At 73.5% G+C, this 21,550-nt stretch carries 6 protein-coding genes; all 6 read left to right on the top strand.

Annotated elements, in window-relative coordinates:
* The coding region (locus ACWCPI_RS19460; protein ID WP_451039273.1) for a condensation domain-containing protein at nt 1–3,295 on the top strand (3,295 nt) is incomplete at its 5' end.
* Nucleotides 3,296–3,329: 34 nt separating this feature from the next.
* Nucleotides 3,330–4,313, top strand: a complete 984-nt coding sequence (locus tag ACWCPI_RS19455; protein WP_451039272.1) for a TauD/TfdA family dioxygenase — start codon at nt 3,330–3,332, stop codon at nt 4,311–4,313.
* Nucleotides 4,310–4,870 carry a DUF6817 domain-containing protein gene (locus ACWCPI_RS19450; protein ID WP_451039271.1) on the top strand — a complete coding sequence of 187 codons (561 nt, stop codon included), beginning with the start codon at nt 4,310–4,312 and terminating at the stop codon, nt 4,868–4,870. The genes ACWCPI_RS19455 and ACWCPI_RS19450 overlap by 4 nt, the downstream gene beginning before the upstream one ends.
* 11 nt (nt 4,871–4,881) lie before the next feature.
* On the top strand, nt 4,882–8,529 hold the full coding sequence (locus ACWCPI_RS19445; RefSeq protein WP_451039270.1) for an ATP-binding cassette domain-containing protein: 3,648 nt from the start codon (nt 4,882–4,884) through the stop codon (nt 8,527–8,529).
* Nucleotides 8,526–14,195: an amino acid adenylation domain-containing protein gene (locus ACWCPI_RS19440; RefSeq protein ID WP_451039269.1), complete on the top strand. Its 5,670-nt coding sequence runs from the start codon at nt 8,526–8,528 to the stop codon at nt 14,193–14,195. The genes ACWCPI_RS19445 and ACWCPI_RS19440 overlap by 4 nt, the downstream gene beginning before the upstream one ends.
* Entirely contained in the window at nt 14,192–21,415 is a 7,224-nt protein-coding gene (locus tag ACWCPI_RS19435) for a hybrid non-ribosomal peptide synthetase/type I polyketide synthase (protein WP_451039268.1), read from the top strand. Before ACWCPI_RS19440 ends, ACWCPI_RS19435 begins: the two co-directional genes overlap by 4 nt.
* Nucleotides 21,416–21,550 lie beyond the last annotated feature (135 nt).

Below are 21,550 nucleotides of genomic sequence, written 5' to 3'. Positions count from 1 at the left end.
TGATTCGCTGCATGTGATTCGTGTGGTGGACCGGGCGCGCAAGGCGGGGATCTCGCTGACGCCGGCGCAGTTCATCGCCCACCCGACCGTCGCGGGGTTGGCGGCGGCGGTGGCCGGTGGGGGGCGTCGGGGGCGTGTGGAGGAGACGCTGGCGGGGATCTGGCGGGAGGTGTTGCGGCTGCCGGAGGTGGGGGTCGAGGACGACTTCTTCGCGTTGGGTGGTGATTCGCTGCATGTGATTCGTGTGGTGGACCGGGCGCGCAAGGCGGGGATCTCGCTGACGCCGGCGCAGTTCATCGCCCACCCGACCGTCGCGGGACTCGCCGCCGTGGCCGGCCGGGCGGGTGCCGGGGGCGACCGGGCCGAGGACCGTGGGCCGGTGCCGTTGGTCCCCTCGCATCTGGCCTTCCTGGAAAGGGACTTCGCCGACAAGGAGATCTACACCCACCCGTTCGTCTACGAGGCGGTCGAGCCTCTCGACCCCACGCTCGTGGAACGCGCCGTGGAGTGCGTCCTGGAGCACCACGACGCACTGCGGATCTGCTTCCCGGACGACGGGGGCGCCTACCGGGTGAAGGTGCAGGAGCGCTTCGATCGCACACCGTTCACCAGCGTGGACCTGTCCGCGCTCGACCCAGAGGCCCAGGAGGTGGCGTTCCAGCGGCTGGACGCGGCTCTGCACCGGAAGCTGGACTTCACCCACGGGCCCCTCCTGCACGTCGCGCTGGTCAAGTTCGGGCCGCGGCGGCCGGACACGCTGATCGTGATCGTCCACCACCAGCTCATGGACAACAGCTCCTGGGACGTGCTGATCGAGGATGTGCAGGCCGCCTACACCGCTCTGGCCGCCGGGCGGATGCCGGAGCTGGAGCCCACGACCTCGTCCTTCGCGGCCTGGGCGCGCAACCTCGACCGGCTCGCCCGCTCCGCGGAACTGGACGACGACGCCGCGTACTGGACCGCGCTCGCCCGCCGGCCCGTGCCGAGCTGGCCACTGGACCACGAAGGCGGCGAGGACTGCATGTCCACCGAGGAGTCGGTGGTCATCGGACTCGACGTCGAGGAGACGTCGGCACTGCGCCTGGCCATGCGGCACGGCTACGGGCTCTCCGTGAACGAGGCCCTGCTCGCGGCCACTCTTCGCGGGTTCACCGAGTGGTCGGGGCAGGACTCGGTGATCGTCGACCTGGTCGCCCGCGGACGGGAACTCGGCGGCGATGACCTCGACCTGTCGCGTGCCATCGGGCGGTTCTCCATGACCTCCCCGCGGCTGCTGGAGGCACCCGCCGAGGAAGGGCCCCGTGCGCTGCTCGACTCGGTCGCGGCGCAGCTCAAGGCGGTGCCGCGGCACGGCCTCGGCTTCGGCCTGCTGCGCTACATCGGCGCCCGGCCGGAGGTCGCGCAGGCCCTGGCCCCGCTGGGCAAGCCGCACATCCTGCTCAACAACTGGGGCACCTTCGACAACGTCGTGGAGGAGTCGCCGGTGCTCGGCCCGCCCATCGAGGACGCGTGGCCGATGCCGAAGCTCCAGCGGATGCACCGCCTGATGATCGACTGCCGGGTCTACGGCGGTGCCCTGAAGGTCGGGTTCCGTTTCAGCCCGAACCTCAACGACCGGGCGAGCATCGAACGGCTGGCCGGCCTGGTGGAGGACAGCCTGCGCGGCTTCGTCCGGCTGGACGACGGCCTCGCGCCGGCGCCGCCCACCGCTCCCGCTTCCACCGGAGCGGCGATGAACCGGGTCGAGCGGACGCTCGCCTCCCTGTGGTGCGAGGTGCTGCGCCTGCCGGAGGTCGGCCTCCACGACGACTTCTTCGCCGTGGGCGGGGACTCGCTGCATGTGATACGGGTCGTCGACCGGGCACGCAAGGCGGGCATCTCGGTGACGCCGGCGCAGTTCATCGCGAACCCGACCATCGCCGGGCTCGCGGCCGTGGCCACGACCGCCGCGGTCGAGCGGGGCGGCGGTGAGGGCAGCGGCGAGATACCGCTCGTGCCGTCCCACCACGCCTTCCTGCGCCGGGAGTTCACCGACCAGCACCTCTACACCCATGTGTTCACCTTCGAGACCAAGGAACGGCTCGACCCGGACCTGGTGCGGCGGGCGGTGGCCCATGTGGTGGAGCACCACGACGCGCTGCGCATCTGCTTCCCGCGCGAGGACGGCGGCTACCGGGTACGCGTGCAGGAGCGGTTCGAGCAGACGCCGTTCACCAGCGTCGACCTCTCCGCGCTCGACCAGGACGCGCAACAGGCCGCGTTCGAGCGCCTGGACCGCTCCCTGCACCGCCGGCTCGACTACGGCAACGGACCGCTGCTCCAGTTCGCGTTGGTGCGGCTGGGCGCGGACCGGCCGGACGTGCTCATCGCGATCGTGCACCACCAGCTGATGGACAACAGCTCGTGGAGCATCCTGATGGAGGACCTGCAGAGCGCCTGTGTGGCGCTCGCCGACGGCCGCGAACCCCGGCTTCCGCAGCCGACCGCGCACTTCGCCGAGTGGGCGCGGCGCCTGGACCGCCTGGCCCGCTCACCCGAGCTCGACCAGGACGCCGAGTACTGGAGCGCGATCGCCCGGCGCCCGGTCCCGCGCCTGCCACTGGATCACGCGGACGGCGGCAACCTCATGTCGTCGGAGGAGTCGGTGGAGGTGACGCTGGACGCGGCGGACACGGCGGAACTGCGCCGGATGCTGCCGCGCGACCACCGGCTCTCCCTCAACGACGCCTTGCAGGCGGCGCTGCTGAAGGGCATCGCCGACTGGTCCGGACAGACGTCGGTCCTGCTCGACGTGGTCGCACGGGGACGTGAGCTCGGCGGTGACGACCTCGACCTGTCGCGCGCCATCGGCCGCTTCTCGGTGACCTCACCGAGGCTCCTCGAACTGCCCGCGGACACCCATCCACGCGCGGTCCTCGAAGCGGTCGCCCGGCAGGCGCGGGCGATACCGCGCGGTGGCCTCGGCTACGGCCTGCTGCGCTACGGCGGCGCCCGGCCCGGTGTCGCGGACGCACTGGCGCCGCTCGGCGAACCGGACGTCCTGCTGAGCAACTGGGGTGAGTACGAGCCGGACGCGGACGAATCACCGCTGCTCGGCGCGGCCATGGGCGAGCTGGCGCCGGTACCGGACCTCACCCGGATGCACCGCCTCATCGTCAACGCCGGCATCACCGGCGGCGAACTGGGTCTCACCTTCCGATACAGCGCCGATCTGCACGACCGCGCCACGATCGAGCGCCTCGCGGGCCTCGTGACACGGGCCCTCAGGTCGTTCCTCCGGCCGGACGGCCACTGACCCCCACCCTGCGACTGATTGGAACTCCCGTCACATGCCTGACGTCAAGGAATGGTGCCTGTTCCCCGAGCGGGACCGGGTGGCCGTCCACGAAGCCACCGAGCCCGGCCTGGATCCGTCGGCCTGGGCGGCCCAGAACGCCGCACGGCTCGACGAGCGGCTGCTGAGCGCGGGCGCCTGCCTGCTGCGCGGGTTCGACGCCCCGGACGCCTCGGCGTTCTCCCGGTTCGTCCGTGTCTTCGGCCAGGAGCTCGGGGAGTACACCTACGGCTCCACTCCGCGCAGCAAGGTCGGCGACGTCTACACCTCCACCGAGTACCCGGCGAGCGAGGTGATCCCGCTCCACAACGAGATGAGCTACACCAGCTTCTGGCCGGAGCGGATCTGGTTCTACGCCGCGGTCGCCGCCTGTGTGGGCGGTGAGACGCCGCTCGCCGACAGCCACGCCGTGTACGAGCGGATCCCCCGGGACGTGCGCGAGCGGTTCGAGCGGCACGGCGTGCGCTACGTCCGCAACTACCGCCCCGGGCTCGGGATCTCCTGGGAGGACGCGTTCGCCACGTCCGACCGCTCGGCCGTCGAGCGCTTCTGCCGCGAGCGGAACATCGCCTTCGAGTGGCTGGAGGACGGGGCGCTGCGCACCACCGAGGTCTGCCAGGCCGTCGCGGCGCACCCGGTCACCGGGCGGCCCGGCTGGATGAACCAGGCGCACCTGTTCCACGTCTCCAACCTCAAGGAGGCCACCCGCCAGGCACTGCTGGACCTCATGCCCGAGGCGGACCTGCCGCGCAACGCCTACTTCGGCGACGGCAGCCGCATCCCCGAGGCCGACCTGGCCGCCGTACGGGCCGCGTACGACGCGGAGACGCTGGCGTTCCCCTGGCAGCAGGGCGATCTGCTGATGGTGGACAACATGGCCATGGCCCACGGGCGGGCCGGCTTCGAGGGCCCCCGCAAGATCCTCGTCGCCATGACCGGCACCATCGACACCCTCGCCCCCGCGGGGGCCCGGTCGTGACCACCGCCGTCGGTCACGCCGACAAGATCGCCTTCCTGGAGAAGCACGGCACCGACGCGCTCGTCCACTCCGGCGCGGACCTGCTGGCGCACCTCCAGGGCGTTCACGACCTGCTGCGCTCCTGGGGATGCGGCGACGCGCTGTGCGACGCCGGGCTCTTCCACTCGGTGTACGGCACGGAGATCTTCCCGACCGGCGCCGTGCCCCTTCAGCTCCGGCCCGTCGTACGCGAACTCATCGGCGAGGAAGCCGAGTTGCTGGTCCATCTCTTCGGGACCGTCGCACGCGCCGGCATCTTCGACGCCGCCTTCGACGGTGCGCCGTTCCTGCTGGAGACCCGCTCCGGCGCGCACATCGGCGTCACGGACCGGCAGTACGGCGATCTCGCGACGCTCACCGTGGCCAACTGGCTCGAACAGCGGCCGCGCTTCCCGGAATCGGCGCGCATGAGCCGGGCCCGCGAGTTCGACGAGATGCGCCGCCATCTGCCCGAGGCCGCCCGGCACGCACTGGAGCAGGCGTACGGCTTCGCCCCCCTTTCCCGGCCCACGACCTGAAACGAGGAGACGTGGCACTCACCGACACCCCGAGCCCTCCCAGCGAGGAGGGCGGCGCGGGGCTCCTCTCCCGCCTCTTCATCCGGTGGCCCGCGCCCCTGGTGAGGACGGGGATGCAGCGGCCGCTCCGCAGCTCCGACACCCTGACGCCCCCGGCGTACGACCACCTGGAGCGCGTGACGCCGAGCTTCGAGCGGGCGTACGCGGAGCGCCGCGACCATCCGGACGGGCTGCGCAGGGCGCTGTACCACACCTACCGACGGCGCTTTTGGGGCGCTGCCCTGATCTTCCTCGCCTACCAGACCTGCGCCACGCTGGGTCCGCTGCTGGTGCGCGAGCTGATCCAGTGGTTCGAGCAGGACCGGCGCGGGGCCGTGCTCCAGGGGCTGCTCGTCGCGGCCTGCCTGGGCGCCTTCCACGTCGTGGACTCCCTGGCGCACAAGCACCAGTGGTCACAGGCGTGGAAGTCCACGCACTCCGTCAACGCGCTGCTGCGCGACCAGGTGCTGCGCAGGTATCTGCGCATGGACCGGGGCGCCCGCGCCGCCCATCCGGCGGGCGAGGTGATCACACTCGTCGCCTCCGACTCGATGCGCGTCGGACGGCTCGGGTTCATCCACATGTCCTGGGCGGTACCGCTGGGCATCGCCGGCTCCAGCGTGATCCTGTGCGTGCTGCTCGGCTGGGCCGGCCTCGTCGGCATCGTCGTCCTGATCGCGGGCCTCGCCCTGTCGCACGTCGCCAACGAGCGGGTCTACGCGCTGGTGCCGAAGATCCGGGACGCCAACGGCGTACGGATCGGGCTGGTCGGTGACTACCTCGCCGCGATGCGCACCCTGCGCGCGCACGGCTGGGAGGACGTCGCCGAGCGGGCGGTGACCCGCGAGCGGTCCGTGCTGGGCGAACTGCTGGTGCGCCGGCAGAAGCGGCTCGCGACGCTCTACCTGGTCAACTCGGCCGTACCCGTGCTGATGGTCAGCATCACCCTCATCACCTACGTCGCCCTCGGACACGAACTGCGCGCGGCCGACGTGTTCTCCGCCGTCGCCGTCCTCACCGTGCTGCGCTCGCAGCTGCCCGAACTGGTCCGCTACCTCGACATGCGCAACGAGTGGCGGGTCGCCCTGGGCCGGATGACGGCGTTCCTCACCGCGCCGGAGGCCGCGCCGGCACCGGCCGGTTCGGCGCCCGCGGGCAGCGTCGCCCTGTCCGACGCGTCGTTCGCGTGGCCTGCCGACGAGGCGGCGGAGCCCTGCCTGACCGGCGTCGACCTGCGGATCGCGCCGGGTGAACTGGTCTGCGTCCTGGGCCGCGTCGGCAGCGGCAAGTCCGCGCTGCTCGGCGCGCTCGCCGGGACGATGCGACCGGTCGCCGGTACCGCCGAGGTGTCGGGCGGCGTGGTGTACCTGCCGCAGAAGGCCTGGATCATGCAGGGCACGGTCGAGGAGAACATCCGCTGCTTCTCGCCCCGCGACCCCGAGCGCTATGCCGCCGTGGTGCGGGCCACCGCACTGGAGACCGACCTGGCCGCGATGCCGCTCGGCGACGCCACCGTGGTCGGCGAACGCGGCACCACCCTCTCCGGCGGCCAGCGTCAGCGCATCGCGCTCGCCCGAGCGGCCTACGAGGACGCCGACGTCTATCTCGTCGACGACCCGACCAGCGCGGTGGACGACACGGTCGCCGGCACCGTCCTGGACGAGCTGGTCTGCGGTGTGCTCGCCGACCGGACCCGGATCGTCGTCACCCACCGCCTGGACTTCGCGCGCCGTGCCGACCGGGTCGTCGTCGTGGAAGCGGGCCGGGTGGTCGCCGCGGGCTCCTTCGACGAGATCGCGGCGGGCATCCCGGAGCTGCTGCCCGCCCTCGGCGAGGCGGCCCGCGCCCACGGCGCCGAGGAGCCCGAGCCCACCGAGCCCGGCGTCGAGCGGAATGCGGACACCGAGCCCGAACCCGAGCCCGCGATCCGCGACGGCAAGGTGCTCGCGGACACCTACCGCGGCTACCTGCGGGTACTGACGCCCGGCATCCTCCTTGCGGTGCTGATCGGCCTGGCCGTCCTCGGCCAGAGCGCGCTGGGCGCGACCTCCTTCTGGCTCGGCCTGTGGACCGACCGGGCCGGTGAGGACACGCTGCTGTACGCCGGTGTCTTCGCCTCGATCGGCCTGCTCACCCTGTGGCTGGACCGCGGCCTGTTCAGCTTCGGGTTCTCCCGCGGCGTCAAAGCCGGCCAGACCCTGCACAAGGGGATGCTGGAGAAGGTCCTGCACGCCCCCGTGTCCTTCTTCGACAAGAACCCGTCCGGCCGTGTGCTCAGCCGCTTCTCGGCGGACACCGAGACGGTCGACCTCGAACTGCCCGAGTACACCATGGACACCCTCAAGATCGCCGTGGGCATGGTGATCCCGCTGCTCGCGCTCAGCGTCACCAGCCCCGTCACCCTGGTGTTCACGCCCCTCGTCCTGCTGCTGTACCTGCGCTGGCAGCGCCGTACCCGGTCCAGCACCGTCGAGTCGTCCCGGCTGGCGAAGCAGGCGAAGGAGCCGGTCCTGTCGCTGATCGCGGAGGCGGTCGACGGCGTGACCACGATCGAGGGCCGCACGGCACGCGTCCGGGGATACGAGGCCGCCTTCCGTGAGCGCGTGCGCGCCGCCCACTACGCCGACTACACGGTCAACTCCCTGTCCCGCTACTTCAACCTGCGTCTCGACCTGGTCGGCGCGGCGGTTCTCTTCGGCTTCTCCGCGCTGCTCGTCGTCCAGGGCGGCGTGGGAGCGGGCACCGTCGGCGTGGGCATCAGCTTCGTGTACACGCTCATCGAGACGCTCGCCATGAGCCTGATGACCGTTCAGACGATGGACCTGGCGCTCGCCGGCTTCGAACGCGTCCACGACTACACGAAGCTGCCGACGGAGACGACCGGCGGCGACCGCGCTCCCGAGGGCTGGCCGGCCAGGGGCGACGTCCGCTTCGAAGGCGTCACCCTGCGCTACGACAAGGGCGGCCCCGCCGCCCTGGACGCCCTGTCCTTCCACGCCCCCGCCGGCGAGAAGGTCGGCATCGTCGGCCGCACCGGCAGCGGCAAGTCCAGCCTCTTCGCGGCGCTTTTGCGGTTCGTCGACGCCGAGGGCGGCCGGATCCTCATCGACGGCGTCGACGTCTCGGCCCTGCGACTGAAGGACCTGCGCTCCGCGATCGCCGTCGTGCCCCAGGACCCCGCACTGCTGCCGGGCACGCTGCGCGCGAACCTCGACCCCCGCCGGATCCACCCGGACGCGGACCTCGAGGCCGTGCTGGGCCGGGTCGGCCTCGCGGACCGACTCCTGGCGCTCCCGGACGGGCTCGGCCACACCGTCTCCGGCGGTGGGGCCCGGCTCAGCGCCGGTGAGCGACAACTGCTGTGCCTGGCACGGGCGCTGCTCGACCGGGCGCGGATCGTCCTGATCGACGAGGCCACCTCGAACCTCGACGCCGAGACCGACGCGCGCATCCAGCGCATCCTCGCCGGGGAGCTGGCCGACGCGACGGTGCTCACCATCGCGCACCGGCGGGACACCCTGGCGGACGCCGACCGGGTGATCACACTCGACGCGGGGCGGGTGGTGCACGTGGCCACGGCGGCGGACGCCGGCGCCTTCGTGGGGGAGGGCATGAAATGAGCGACGACACCGAGGCCCCCGTGCTGGAGCTGGTGACCGACCGGGTCCGCACCAAGCGGCGGGGACAAGCCGTGCGGGACGTTCCGGTCCGGCTCGACCCCTCGGCCGCGCAGCTCCTCACCGAGCTGAGCCGCACCCGCGAAGTACCCGAGCACACCATCCTTCTGACGGCGTTTCAGCTGCTCCTGGGCCGCTACGCCGGAGTCAAGGACGTCAGCGTCGGCTCGGCCGGCCCTGAGGGCGTGGGCGCCTACCGCACCCACTGGGAGGACGACCCGGACTTCGCCACACTGCTGCACCGGACGCGGGAGACACCGCGGACGGAGCGGCTCCGGGCCGAGCTGACCCTGGGCAGCGCCCCGAGCGGAGGGTTCGACGTGGCCCTCGCCTGGGACGAGACGCCGTCGGACACCGGTGAACTGGGCGGCACGCTCGCCTACGACGCCGAACTGTTCGACCGGGCCACGGCCGAGCGGATGGCGCAGCACTGCACCACCCTGCTCACCGCCGCGCTCACCGACCCGGCGGCACCGGTCTCCCACCTCGTGCACACCACCCCCGAGGAGCGCGCCCTCCTGGCCGCCTGGGGGACCGAGGGCGGCGAGGCCCGGGCCGCTGACGTGGTGGCGGCCTTCCGTGCCCAGGCCGAGGCCACCCCGACGGCAGTGGCGCTGCGCTTCGCGGACGGCACGCTCACGTACGGCGAACTGCAGGACCGCTCCGACCGGCTGGCGCGCGCCCTCGTCGAGCGGGGCGTCACGCCGGAGTCCGTGGTCGGGCTGGCCATGCAGCAGTCCGCGTCCCTCGTCGTCGCCATGCTCGCGGTGCTCACCGCCGGCGCCGCGTACCTGCCGCTCGACTCGGGCCACCCCGAGTCACGGCTGGCGTACATGGTCCAGGACAGCGGGGCCTGCGTGGTGCTCGCCGACCGGGACGTCGACTTCGCGGGCGGCGCTCCCGTCGTACGGATCGAGGACCTGACGCGCTGCTCCCCGCACACGCCACTGCCCGCCGTGCACCCTGAGCAGCGCGCGTGCGTGCTGTACACCTCCGGGTCCACCGGCCGCCCCAAGGGCGTCGAGAACACCCACCGCGGGATCGTGCGCCTCGTGTGCGACGCGGCGTACCTCGGCTTCGGGCCCAGCGACGTGGTGGCCCAGGCGGCGAACGTCTCCTTCGACGCGGCGTCGCTGGAGATCTGGGGGGCGCTCGTCAACGGCGCCGTGCTGGTGGGGGTCCCCAAGGACGAAGTGCTCTCGCCCGAGCTGCTCCGCAGGCGCATCGAGGCCGACGGCGTGACCGCGATGTTCCTCACCACCGCGCTCTTCCACCAGTGCGCCGACACCGCCCCGGCGATGTTCGCCTCCTTGCGCACGCTCTTCTTCGGGGGCGAGCCGGCCGACGCCCGGCGCGTGGCCGCCGTGCGCAGGGCCACACCCGGCACGGTCCGTCTGGCCAACGCGTACGGCCCGACCGAGGGGACCACCTTCGCGAGCACCTACGATCCGGCAGACCCCGACCCCGAGGCGGCCCGGGTGCCGATCGGCCGCCCCATCGCCGAGACCAGCCTGTACGTGCTCGACGAGTACGGTCGCCCGGCCGGCGTCGGCGTCCCGGGCGAGCTGCACCTCGCCGGTGCCGGACTGGCACGCGGCTACGCCGGCCGGCCCGACCTCACGGCAGAGCGCTTCGTGCCGAGCCCGTTCGGCGTGGGCGAGCGCCTCTACCGGACGGGAGACGTGGCGCGTTGGCGCGAGGACGGGGTCCTGGAATGTCTGGGCCGCGCCGACACGCAGGTGAAGATCCGGGGCGTCCGTATCGAGCCCGAGGAGATCGCGAGCGTGCTCACGGCCGATCCCGGCGTGCGCGCGGCCGTGGTGGCCGTACGGGGAACGGACGACGCCAAGCGGCTGGCGGCCTACGTCGTCACCGAGGACGGCCTACCCGCCCGGCCGCGGGACCTGCGGGCCCATGTCGCGGCGCGCCTGCCCGAGGCGATGGTGCCCGCCTGGTACGTCACCCTCCCGGAACTGCCCCTCACCCCCAACGGCAAGGTGGATCTGCGCGCTCTTCCCGAGCCCGGCGACGAGCACGGCGTCCAGGCCGCGGCCCGGGTGGCGCCCAGCGGCCCCCGGCAGGAGCTCATCGCCCGGGTCTGGCAGGAACTGCTCGGGGTGCGCGAGGTGGGAGCGCACGACGACTTCTTCGCACTGGGCGGTCACTCCCTCCTGGCCGCGCAGGCCGCATCCCGCATCGAGGCGGGGCTCGGCGTGCGGACCCGGGTGCGAGACGTGTTCGAGGCGCCGACCGTCGAGCGGCTCGCGGCGCGTCTGGCCGCGGCGCGCGGCACGGACGGCCACCCGCCGCTGGTGCCGGCGGGGCCGGGTCCGTACCGGCTGTCGTACGCGCAGCAGCGCCTGTGGTTCCTCGACCGGCTGGTTCCGGGCGGCGCCCTCTACAACGTGCCCCTGGCACTGTCCATCCGGGGCCGTCTGGACGTGCCCGCGCTCGACGAGGCCCTACGGGCACTGGTGGCCCGCCACGCCTCGCTGCGCACCCGGCTGGTCGCGGGCGAGGGCGGCGAACCGCGCCAGGTCGTCGCCGACCACCCGGAGACCGCTTGGGAGGTCGAGGACCTGAGCCGCCTGCCCGCCGCGGAACGCGAACAGGCGGCCCGGGCGAGCGCGTCGCGCGAGGCGCGGCGGGCGTTCGACCTCGAACGGGGACCGCTGCTGCGGGCCCGGCTGGTGAAGCTGGCCGACGACCGGTTCGAGCTGCTGCTCACCCTGCACCACGCCGCCTCCGACGGCTGGTCGGTCGGTGTCCTCCTGCGCGACCTCGGCGCCCTGTACGCCGCGGCCCGCGGGGCCGAGGGCGCGGCGCTGCCGCCGCTCACCGTGGGATACCCGGACTACGCCGAGTGGCAGCGCCGCCTCCTCGACGACGGGGCCCGCGAACGGCAGCTCGCCTACTGGACGGAGCGCCTGCGCGGGGCGCCGCCGGTCCTGGACCTGCCGACCGACCGGCCCCGGCCCTCGACACCCCGGTACGCGGGCGAGGTGCTCCCGCTGCGACTGCCCGCTCCGCTCGCCGCACGGCTCGCCGACGTGAGCCGCGCCCACGGTGTCACCCCGTTCATGACGCTGCTGGCGGCCTTCCAGCTGCTGCTGGGCCGGTACGCGGGTGTCAAGGACGTCAGCGTCGGCTCGCCGGTCTCCGGACGCACCCGTCCGGAACTGGAGGAGCTCATCGGCTTCTTCGTCAACACCCTCGTCCTGCGCACCCGCTGGGAGGACGAACCGACCTTCGCCGAGCTGCTGGAGCGGGTGCGCGACACCACCCTGGGCGCTCACGACCACCAGGACGTGCCCTTCGAACAGATCGTGGAGGCGGTACGGCCGCCCCGCGACCCCGGCCGGTCGCCGCTGTTCCAGGTCATGCTCTCCCAGCAGAACGTGCCGGAGACCACCACCGCGCTGCCGGGCCTGTCGGTCGGGGTGCGGGAGACCCCGGCCGGCATCGCGAAGTTCGACCTGACCGTCGCCTGGGACGAGGCGCCCTCGGCCGCCGGGGAGCTGCGCGGCCACGTGGAGTACGACGTGGACCTGTTCGACCGCGGCACGGTCGAGCGCATGATGCGGCACTACGTACGCCTGCTTCAGTCCGCGCTGACGGATCCCGCCGCGCGGGTGTCGGCCCTGCCCATGCTCGACGCCCACGAACTCGGCGTCGCCACCGGCGAGCCGGTGACCGCGTCGACGCCGGAGGCGGCCACGCTGCACGCGTGGGTCGCCCTCGCCGCCCGGCGCCGCCCGGAGCGGATCGCGCTCAGCCAGGACGGACGGACCGTCACCTACGCCGAGCTGGAGGCCCGCTCCGACGCCGTGTGCCGGTACCTGCGGGCGCGGGGCGTACGGCCGGGCGACACCGTGGTCGTCGCCATGGAGCGGTGCCTGGCCTGGCCGGCGGCGCTGCTCGGCGTCCTGAAGGCGGGCGCCGCCTACGTCCCCATGGACGCCCGTGCCGCCCGCGGACGGTTCGCACACGTGGCCGCCGACGCACGTGCCGTCCTGGTCCTCGGCTCGCGCACCTCACCGGTGCCGCCGTGCGGCGACCTGCCGTTCGCCCTGGTCGAGGACGCCTACGCCACCGACGGCGAAACCGCCGTACCGGCCGGGAACACGGGGCGGGAGCCGTACGACGTGCACCCCGCCGCACCCGCCTACATCCTCTACACCTCCGGTACGACAGGCCGGCCCAAGGGCGTCCCGGTCAGCCACGCCAACCTGGTGCACACGCTCGGCGCGGTCGCCGAGCGGTACGCGCTCCACGGCGACGACCGCGTCCTTCAGTTCGCGTCGCTCACCTTCGACGTGGCGGCCGAGGAACTGTTCGCCACCCTGGTGCGCGCAGGCCGCGTCGTCCTGCCGCCGGTAGGGCCCGTGCCCGGCATCGACGAGCTGGTGTCGCTGGCCCGGCGGGAGCGGCTGACCGTGCTCAACCTGCCGGCGTCGTACTGGCACGAGTGGGTGTCCGTGCTGGACCGCCACCCCCCTGCCGCGTGCCCGGCACTGCGCCTGGTCGTCGTCGGCAGCGAACGGGTCGACGCCGGCAGCCTCGCCGCCTGGCGGGCCGCGGCGCCGGCCCGCATCCGCTGGCTCAACGCCTACGGCCCGACGGAGACGACCATCACGGCCACCGTGTACGAGCCCGAGACGTCCGAGGACGTCAGCGGCACCGTCCCGATCGGCCGCCCGCTGCCCGGCGTGCGCGCCCACGTCCTGGACCACACACTCAGCCCCGTGCCGCCCGGCGTCCCCGGCGAGCTGTACCTCGCCGGGCCCGGCGTCTCACACGGCTACCTGGGCGACCCCGCACGCACCGCCACCCGTTTCCTGCCCGACCCCTGGGGCGGGCCGGGCGAGCGCATGTACGCCACCGGGGACCGGGTCCGGCGTTCCGCGGACGGCGTGCTGGACTTCCTCGGCCGCGAGGACGATCAGGTCAAGCTGCGTGGCTTCCGTATCGAGCTCGGCGAGATCGAGGCCGCCCTCGCCGCGCATCCCCGGGTACGTGACGCGGCGGTGCTGCTGCGCGAGGACACACCCGGACAGCCCGCGCTCGTCGGGTACGCGGCCGTGACCGCACCCGTCGCGACGGCCGATCTGCGGGCCCATCTGGCGGACCGGGTACCGCCGTACATGGTGCCGAGCGCGATCGTCACCCTGGACCGGCTGCCGCGCGGCGAACGCGGCAAGACCGACCGGCGGGCCCTTCCGCCACCCGCCGGCCCGGCGTCCGACGCCGTGCGCGGCACGCCCGCGAACGAGACCGAGCGCTTGGTCGCCGCCGTGTGGCGCGACGTCCTCGCGACGGACCGCGTGGGCGCCGACGACAACTTCTTCGAGATCGGCGGCCATTCGCTGCTCATCGTGCGGGTGCAGCACCGACTGGCCGAGGTGCTCGGCCGGCAGGTGCCGGTGGTGGACCTGTTCCGCCATCCGACCGTGCGCACCCTCGCCCGGCATCTGGCCGGCGGCGAGGAACCCGGCGGGCCCGTCGGGGCCCGGGGGCGCCGCCGGGCCGAGGCCCGCAGACGGCACCAGGGCGCACGAGCGGCGCGACGGCGGACCGACGACATTCCAGAGGCAGGAGAGGCACAGTGACCATCGAGACCACCGAGATCGCCGACCACGGGATGCCCGTCGGCGCCGTCGCCGTCGTCGGGATGTCCCTGCGGGTCCCCGGGGCCCGCACCCTGGACGACTTCTGGCGCAACCTGCGCGACGGCGTGGAGTCCATCAGAACCTTCACCGACGAGGAGCTGCTCGCCGCCGGCGTCACACCCGAGGAGATCGCACGGCCGGGCTTCGTCAGGGCGTTCGGCGCGCTGGACGACATCGCCGGCTTCGACGCCGCCTTCTTCGGCTTCTCGCCCCGCGAGGCGCAGCTGCTCGACCCGCAGCACCGGCTGTTCCTGGAGTGCGCGTGGGAGGCGCTGGAGCACGCGGGCTGTCCGGGCGACGGGGACGAGACGGTCACCGGGGTGTACGCCGGGGTGGGCGAGAGCTCCTACCTGCTGCGCAACCTCCTGGCCGAGGAGGGACTGGTGGAGCGGATCGGCGCCTTCCAGACCTCGCTCGGCAACGACAAGGACTTCATGCCGACACGGGTGTCGTACAAGCTGAACCTGCGCGGGCCCAGCGTCAGCGTGCAGACCGGCTGTTCGACCTCCCTGGTCGCCGTCCACATGGCGTGCCAGGCCCTCGCCAACGGGGAGTGCGACGTCGCGTTGGCCGGCGGTGCGACCGTCGTCGCCACCCAGGACCAGGGCTACCGGTACGAGGAGGGCGGTGTCGTCTCGCCCGACGGGCACTGCCGGGCCTTCGACGAAGGTGCCTCGGGCACCGTGCCGGGCAGCGGCGCCGGCGTGGTGGTGCTCAAGCGCCTCGACGACGCGCTCGCCGACGGCGACGTGATCCACGCGGTGATCCGCGGATCGGCGATCAACAACGACGGTGCCCGCAAAGTGGGCTTCACCGCGCCCAGCGTCGAGGGGCAGGCCGACGTCATCGCGGAGGCACTGGAGGTGTCCGGCACCGACCCGGCCACCGTCTCCTACGTCGAGGCCCACGGCACCGGCACCCCGCTCGGCGACCCGATCGAGGTGGCCGCGCTGAAGAGCGCGTTCGCCGAGGCGGGCGAGCAGCACCGCTGCGCGCTGGGCTCGGTGAAGACCAACATCGGCCACCTGGACACCGCCGCCGGTGTGGTCGGCCTGATCAAGACGGTGCTCGCGATGCGGGCCCGTGAGCTGCCGCCGACACTGCACCACACCTCGCCGAACCCGCGGCTCGCACTGGAGGAGGGGCCGTTCCACGTCAACGCCGCCCTGACGCCCTGGCGGGCAGAGGTGCTGCGGGCCGGGGTCAGCTCCTTCGGTATCGGCGGCACCAACGCCCACGTCGTGCTGGAGGAGGCACCCGAGCGTGCCGCGGCCACGGAGGGGAGCGGCCCGCGGCTGCTGCCGCTGTCCGCCGCCACGCCGACCGCGCTGGACACCGTCGCCGCCGACCTCGCCGCACATCTGCGCAGCCACCCCGAGGAGCGGCTCGACGAGGTCGCCCACACGCTGCAGAACGGGCGCCGGGCGCTGGCGTACCGGCGGTTCGTCGTGGCCGAGAACGCCGAGGAGGCCGTGGCGGCGCTGCTGCCCGGACCCGGCTCCCACGTCACCGACGCCGCGCGCGAGACCGTCTTCGCCTTCTCCGGGCAGGGCACCCAGCGCGTCGGGATGGGCCGCGCCCTGTACGAGCGCGAGCCCGTGTTCCGCGCCGAGGTCGACCGGGCCGCCGGCATCCTGCTGCCGTGCCTCGGCCGGGACATCCGCGCGCTGCTCTACCCGGCCGACGCCGAGCGGGACGCCGCGCACGCCGCGATGGGCTCCACCCGGTATGCCCAACCCGCCCTGTTCGTCGTCGAGTTCGCCCTGGCCAAGCTGTGGATGTCGTGGGGCGTCCGGCCGGCGGCCATGCTCGGGCACAGCCTCGGGGAGCTGGTGGCCGCCTGTCTCAGCGGAGTGCTGTCGTTCGAGGACGCGCTGCGGCTGGTCGCCGAACGCGGGCGGCTGATGCAGGAGGCGGCGCCCGGCGCGATGGTGGCGGTGCCGCTGCCCGAGGACGAGGTGACGGCGCTGCTCACCGGCGAGCTGGCCCTGGCGGCGGTCAACGGGCCGCACGAGTGCGTGGTGTCCGGGCCGGCCGACGCCGTCGAGACCTTCGAGGCACTGCTCGCCGGACGCGAGGTGGCCGCGAAGCGGCTGCGTACCTCGCACGCCTTCCACTCCGCGATGATGGACGCCGCCGCCACCGCGTTCGAGGCCCTGCTCGCCCGGACCCCGCTGGCCGCGCCGCGCATCCCCTTCGCCTCCAACGTGACCGGTACCTGGGTCACCGACGAGCAGGCCACCAGCCCGGCCTACTGGGCAGGTCAACTGCGCTCCACCGTCCGCTTCGACGACTGCCTGCGCACCGTCCGCGCACACGACGCCGTCCTGCTGGAGATCGGTCCTGGCCGGGTCCTGACCGGCCTCGCCCGGGTCGGCTCCGAGGGCCGCGCCGCCGTCGCGTCGCTGCCGACGGCCGCCGAGGACGGTGACGCCCGCCGCGAGGTGCTGACCGCCGCGGGCGAACTGTGGTGCCAGGGTGTCCCCATCGACTGGCCCGCGCTGCCCGGGGACGCCTCCGTGCGCCGCACCGTCCTGCCGACGTACCCCTTCGAACGCGACCGGCACTGGGTCGACGCCCCCCGCGGCGGATCCGGGCCGCGGACCGGCGCGGACGGGCTGCGGGTGCGCGGCTTGCGCCGGTCGCTCCCGGCGGCCGCGCGACCGGCCGGCGCGGACGCCGGTGCCTGGCTGGTGGTCACGGACGGCCCGTGCGGGGTGCTCGGCGCCCTGGTGGAGCGGCTTCGCGCCGGGCACGGCGAGGTGACGGCGGTTCCGGCCGCCGTCCTGTCCACGCCGCAGGAGTGCGCCCGGCTGGTGGCCGGTGAGCATCGCCTCGCGGGTGTGGTCTTCGGCGGGTTCCTCGACGGCGCGGCCGGTGCCGAGGACACGCTCACCGCCCTGTGCGAGGCGGTCGCGGAGCGCGGCGACGCCGGGACACGCGTCATCGTCGTCGCCTCCGGTGTGCTGGACGTCACCGGCGCTGAGCGACTCGTCCCGGCGCGGGCCTCGCTGGCGGCGTGGGCGTCCGCCGGCCGACCGGGTACGCGCACCCTGCTCGACATCACCGCACCCGGCACGCCCGGTGCCCTGCACCGCTTGACCGCCATGCTGCACGCCGAAGTCAGCGGCCCGGCACGGGAGCCGGTGGTCGGCCTGCGCGGTGCCCACCGATTCGTCCCGGAGCTCGAACCACTGCACCCGGCCACGGACGCCGGCCGCCACCGTGACACGCACTACGCCCTCCTCGGCGACGAACCGCTCACCGCGGCGTTCCACCGGGCCCTGACCGGGGCCGGAGCCACCGCCGGTCCGTCCCCCGCGGACGGGGCCGTCGCGCTGGTGCTGCTCGACGCGTCCGCCCCGCAGGCCGACGTGCTCCAGCGGCTCACCGACGCCGCCGCGCTCGTCGAGGGCGCACCCCCCACCGCCGTACGCGCCTGCGAGGTGCACATCTTCGGCGACGCTCCCGCCTCGTCCGTCATCGAGTCACAGGTGGCCCTGATCGCACGGGACTCCCGCACGCCCTGGACGGTCTGCGCCTGGCCGCGCGCCGGCCTCGCCGCCGTGGAGGCGGCCGTCCCCCGTGTCGTCGGCGCCGCGCCGGGCGCCTGCCAGGTCGTGGTCGGGGCCCTGGAGGAGCCCGAGGAGGCGACGGCGCCCACGGCCGCCGAGGACGCGCCCCTCTACACGGACGACACCGAACGCCAGGTCGCCGCCGTCCTCTGCGACCTCCTCGGGGTCCGGAACATCGACGCCGGTGCCGACTTCTTCCACCTCGGCGGCCATTCCCTGCTCGCCGCCCAGGTCGTCACGCGCATCCGCAAGGACTGCGACGTCGAGCTGCCCCTGCGCGCCCTCGTCGCCGACCCGACGGTCCGCGGCATCGCCGCCGCCGTCCGCGACGCCCGTACGCAGGACACCGCCGCGACCGCCGTGGAGGCGCTGCCGGTCGTCGTCCCCGACCCCGAGCACGCCCACGACCCGTTCCCGCTCACCGACGTCCAGCAGGCCTACCTGGTCGGCCGCACCGGCGTCTTCGAGCTGGGCAACGTCGGCATGCACGCGTACGAGGAGTTCGACGTCCCCGGCCTCGACCTGCCCCGCATGCAGCGTGCGTTCCGCCGGCTGATCGGGCGGCACGGGATGCTCCGGGCCATCGTCCACCCGCACGGCGAGCAGGAGATCCTCGCCGAGGTCCCCGACTACGTCATCGAGACCGAGGACCTGCGCGACCTGCCCGAGGACGAGGCCCGCGCGCGGCTCGAAGCGACCCGCGAGGCCATGTCCCACCAGGTCTTCAGCCCCGAGTGCTGGCCGCTGTTCGAACTGCGGGCCACCGTCCTGCCCGGCGACGTCGGCCGACTGCACCTGAGCGTCGACGGACTGATCACCGACGCGTGGGCGTACAACCTGCTGATGCGCGAGCTCACGCACCTGTACGGCGACCCGGACGCCGCGCTGCCCGAGCTCGAACTGTCCTTCCGCGACTACGTACTGGCCGAGCACGGCCTGGAGTCGACCGAGCGCTTCCGCGGCGCCGAGCGCTACTGGCAGGAACGGATACCGGAGCTGGCCCTCGCCCCCGAGCTGCCGCTGGCCCGCGACCCGCGCACCATCGAGACCCCGCGTTTCGCCCGCACCGCCGGAGAGCTGCCGCGCGGGCAGTGGGCGGCACTGAGGGCGGCGGCCGCACGACGCGGCATCACGCCGACCTCCCTGCTGCTCGCGGCGTACGCCGAGGCCCTCGGCACCTGGTCGAAGAACCGCCGCTTCACGCTCAACCTCCCGCTGGCCAACCGGCTCCCGCTGCACCCCGAGGTCGACGCGATCATCGGCGACTTCACCTCGCTGACGCTGCTGGAGCTGGACACCACGGCCCCGGTCCCGTTCCTGGAGCGCGCGGCCGCCGTGCGCGACCGGCTCGTGGCCGACCTCGACCACCGGCTGTTCAGCGGGGTCCGGGTGCTGCGCGAGATGAAGAAGGTGCGCGGTGACTCGGCGGCGGCCATGCCCGCGGTGTTCACCAGCCTGCTCGCCAACGACAGCGAGGAGGGGCAGCTCGGCGAGATCGCGTACAGCATCTCGCAGACCCCGCAGGTCTGGATCGACGCGCAGGTGTACGAGTCGGACGGCGCCCTGGTGCTGGACATCGACGCGGTCGAGGAGCTGTTCCCCGAGGGCATGGTGGCCGCGATCCACGCTGCGACCCTCAGCCTGCTGCGCCACCTCGCCGAGGACGAGGCGAACTGGGACCGTCCGGCACCGCTGCTCGTCCCGGCGGCCGACCTGGCCGCGCAGGAGGAGTACAACCGCACCGAGGGACCGCTGCCGTCCGGTTTCCTGCACGCGCCCTTCTTCGCCCAGGCGGCCCGCACGCCCGAACGGCCGGCGGTCATCACCCCGCACCGCGTCCTGAACTACGGCGAACTGGCCGCCCGCGCGCACCACATCGCCGCGCGCCTCGGTGAGCTGGACGTGCGCCCGAACGACCTGGTCGCCGTCGTCATGGAAAAGGGCTGGGAGCAGTCCGCGGCCGTCCTGGGCATCCTCGCCGCGGGTGCCGCGTATCTGCCCATCGACCCCGAGCTGCCCGCCGAGCGGATCCGTTTCCTGCTCGAACACGGCCGGGCGCGTGCCGTCCTCACCCAGGCCCGAGTCGCGGCGGCGGACGAGGACCGGTTCGCCGGTGTGCGCACGGTGCTGGCCGTGGACGAGCTGCCGTACGACCCCGCGGCGGCGGCCCGGCCGCTGCCCCGGACCGCCACGACGCCGAGGGACCTCGCGTACGTCATCTTCACGTCGGGCTCCACCGGACTGCCCAAGGGCGTGATGATCGACCACCGCGGTGCGCTCAACACCGTCGTCGACATCAACGAGCGCTTCTCCGTGGGCGCCGACGACCGCGTGCTCGCGCTGTCCTCGCTCAGCTTCGACTTGTCGGTGTACGACGTCTTCGGCCCGCTCGCGGTCGGCGGCGCGGTCGTCGTCCCGGACGCCGGCGCCCACCGCGACCCGGCGGCCTGGCTCGACCTCGTGACCGGCGCCGAGGTCACGCTGTGGAACTCGGTGCCGGCGCTGATGGAGCTGCTCGTCGAGCACATGACCGTCAAGGAGATCACCGGCGGTCCGCTGCGCACGGTGATGCTCAGCGGTGACTGGATCCCGGTCACCCTGCCCGACCGGATCCGGCGCACGCTCGGCTCACCGGAGGTCATCAGCCTCGGTGGGGCGACGGAGGCGTCGATCTGGTCGATCCTCCACCCCGTCGGTGAGGTGCCCGAGGACTGGGCGAGCATCCCGTACGGCCGACCGATGCGGAACCAGACCTTCCATGTGCTGGACGAGGCGCTGCGGCCGCGGCCCACGAACGTCCCCGGCCAGCTGTACATCGGCGGTGTCGGGCTGGCGTGCGGCTACCTGCGCGACGAGGTGAAGACGAACGCGAGCTTCATCACCCACCCGGAGACCGGGCAGCGCCTCTACCGCACCGGTGACCTCGGGCGCTTCCTGCCCAGCGGCGAGATCGAGTTCCTCGGCCGGGAGGACTTCCAGGTCAAGGTGCAGGGGTACCGCATCGAACTCGGCGAGATCGAGGCGGCGCTCATGCAGCACCTGGGAGTGCGGGCCGCGGTCGTGGTCGTCCAGGGGGAGCAGCGCGGCGCGAAGCGGCTGATCGCGTTCGTCGTCCCGCAGGACGGCGGGCGGGTGCCCGAGGACGTCATCGAGTTCCTCGGCGCCAAACTCCCGGCCTACATGGTGCCCGGCGTCTACCTCGAACTGGACTCCCTGCCGCTCACGGCGAACGGCAAGGTCGACCGGCGGGCCCTCGTCGTACCGGACGACCTGGCCGACGACGACGCGCCGCAGCACGAGGCGCCGCGGACCCCCATCGAGCAGACCGTCGCGGACATCTGGGCGGGCATGCTGGGCGCCGAACGCGTCGGCCTGAACGACAACTTCTTCGCCCTCGGCGGCGATTCCCTCCTCGCCATGCGCTCGGTGATCCGCCTGCGCAAGGAACTCGACGTCGAGCTCCCGATCCGCACCCTGTTCGACAGCCCGACCCTGAGGGATGTCGCCGCGGCCGTCGAGGACCAGATCCTCGCGGAGCTGGAGCACCTGACGGACGAGGAAGCGGAGGCCCTGCTCTCCAGCTGAGCCGGCCGGGGCCGGACGCGAGGGGCGGGACACGGCGGAACGTGCCGTCGCCCGTCCCGCCCGGCCCTGCCCGGACCGCCCGCGGAGCACGGCCGGGGCGCGGCACGAACCCCCGGCCCCGGCGCTCCCGGCCGC

The organism is Streptomyces sp. NPDC001920, from assembly GCF_053594495.1.
This window is presented reverse-complemented; position numbering and strand designations above follow the sequence as displayed.

Excerpts from the sequence above, each read along its gene's own strand:
- ACWCPI_RS19455 (WP_451039272.1), top strand. The coding sequence starts at position 3,330 with ATGCCTGACGTCAAGGAATGGTGCCTGTTCCCCGAGCGGGACCGGGTG.
- ACWCPI_RS19440 (WP_451039269.1), top strand. The coding sequence starts at position 8,526 with ATGAGCGACGACACCGAGGCCCCCGTGCTGGAGCTGGTGACCGACCGG.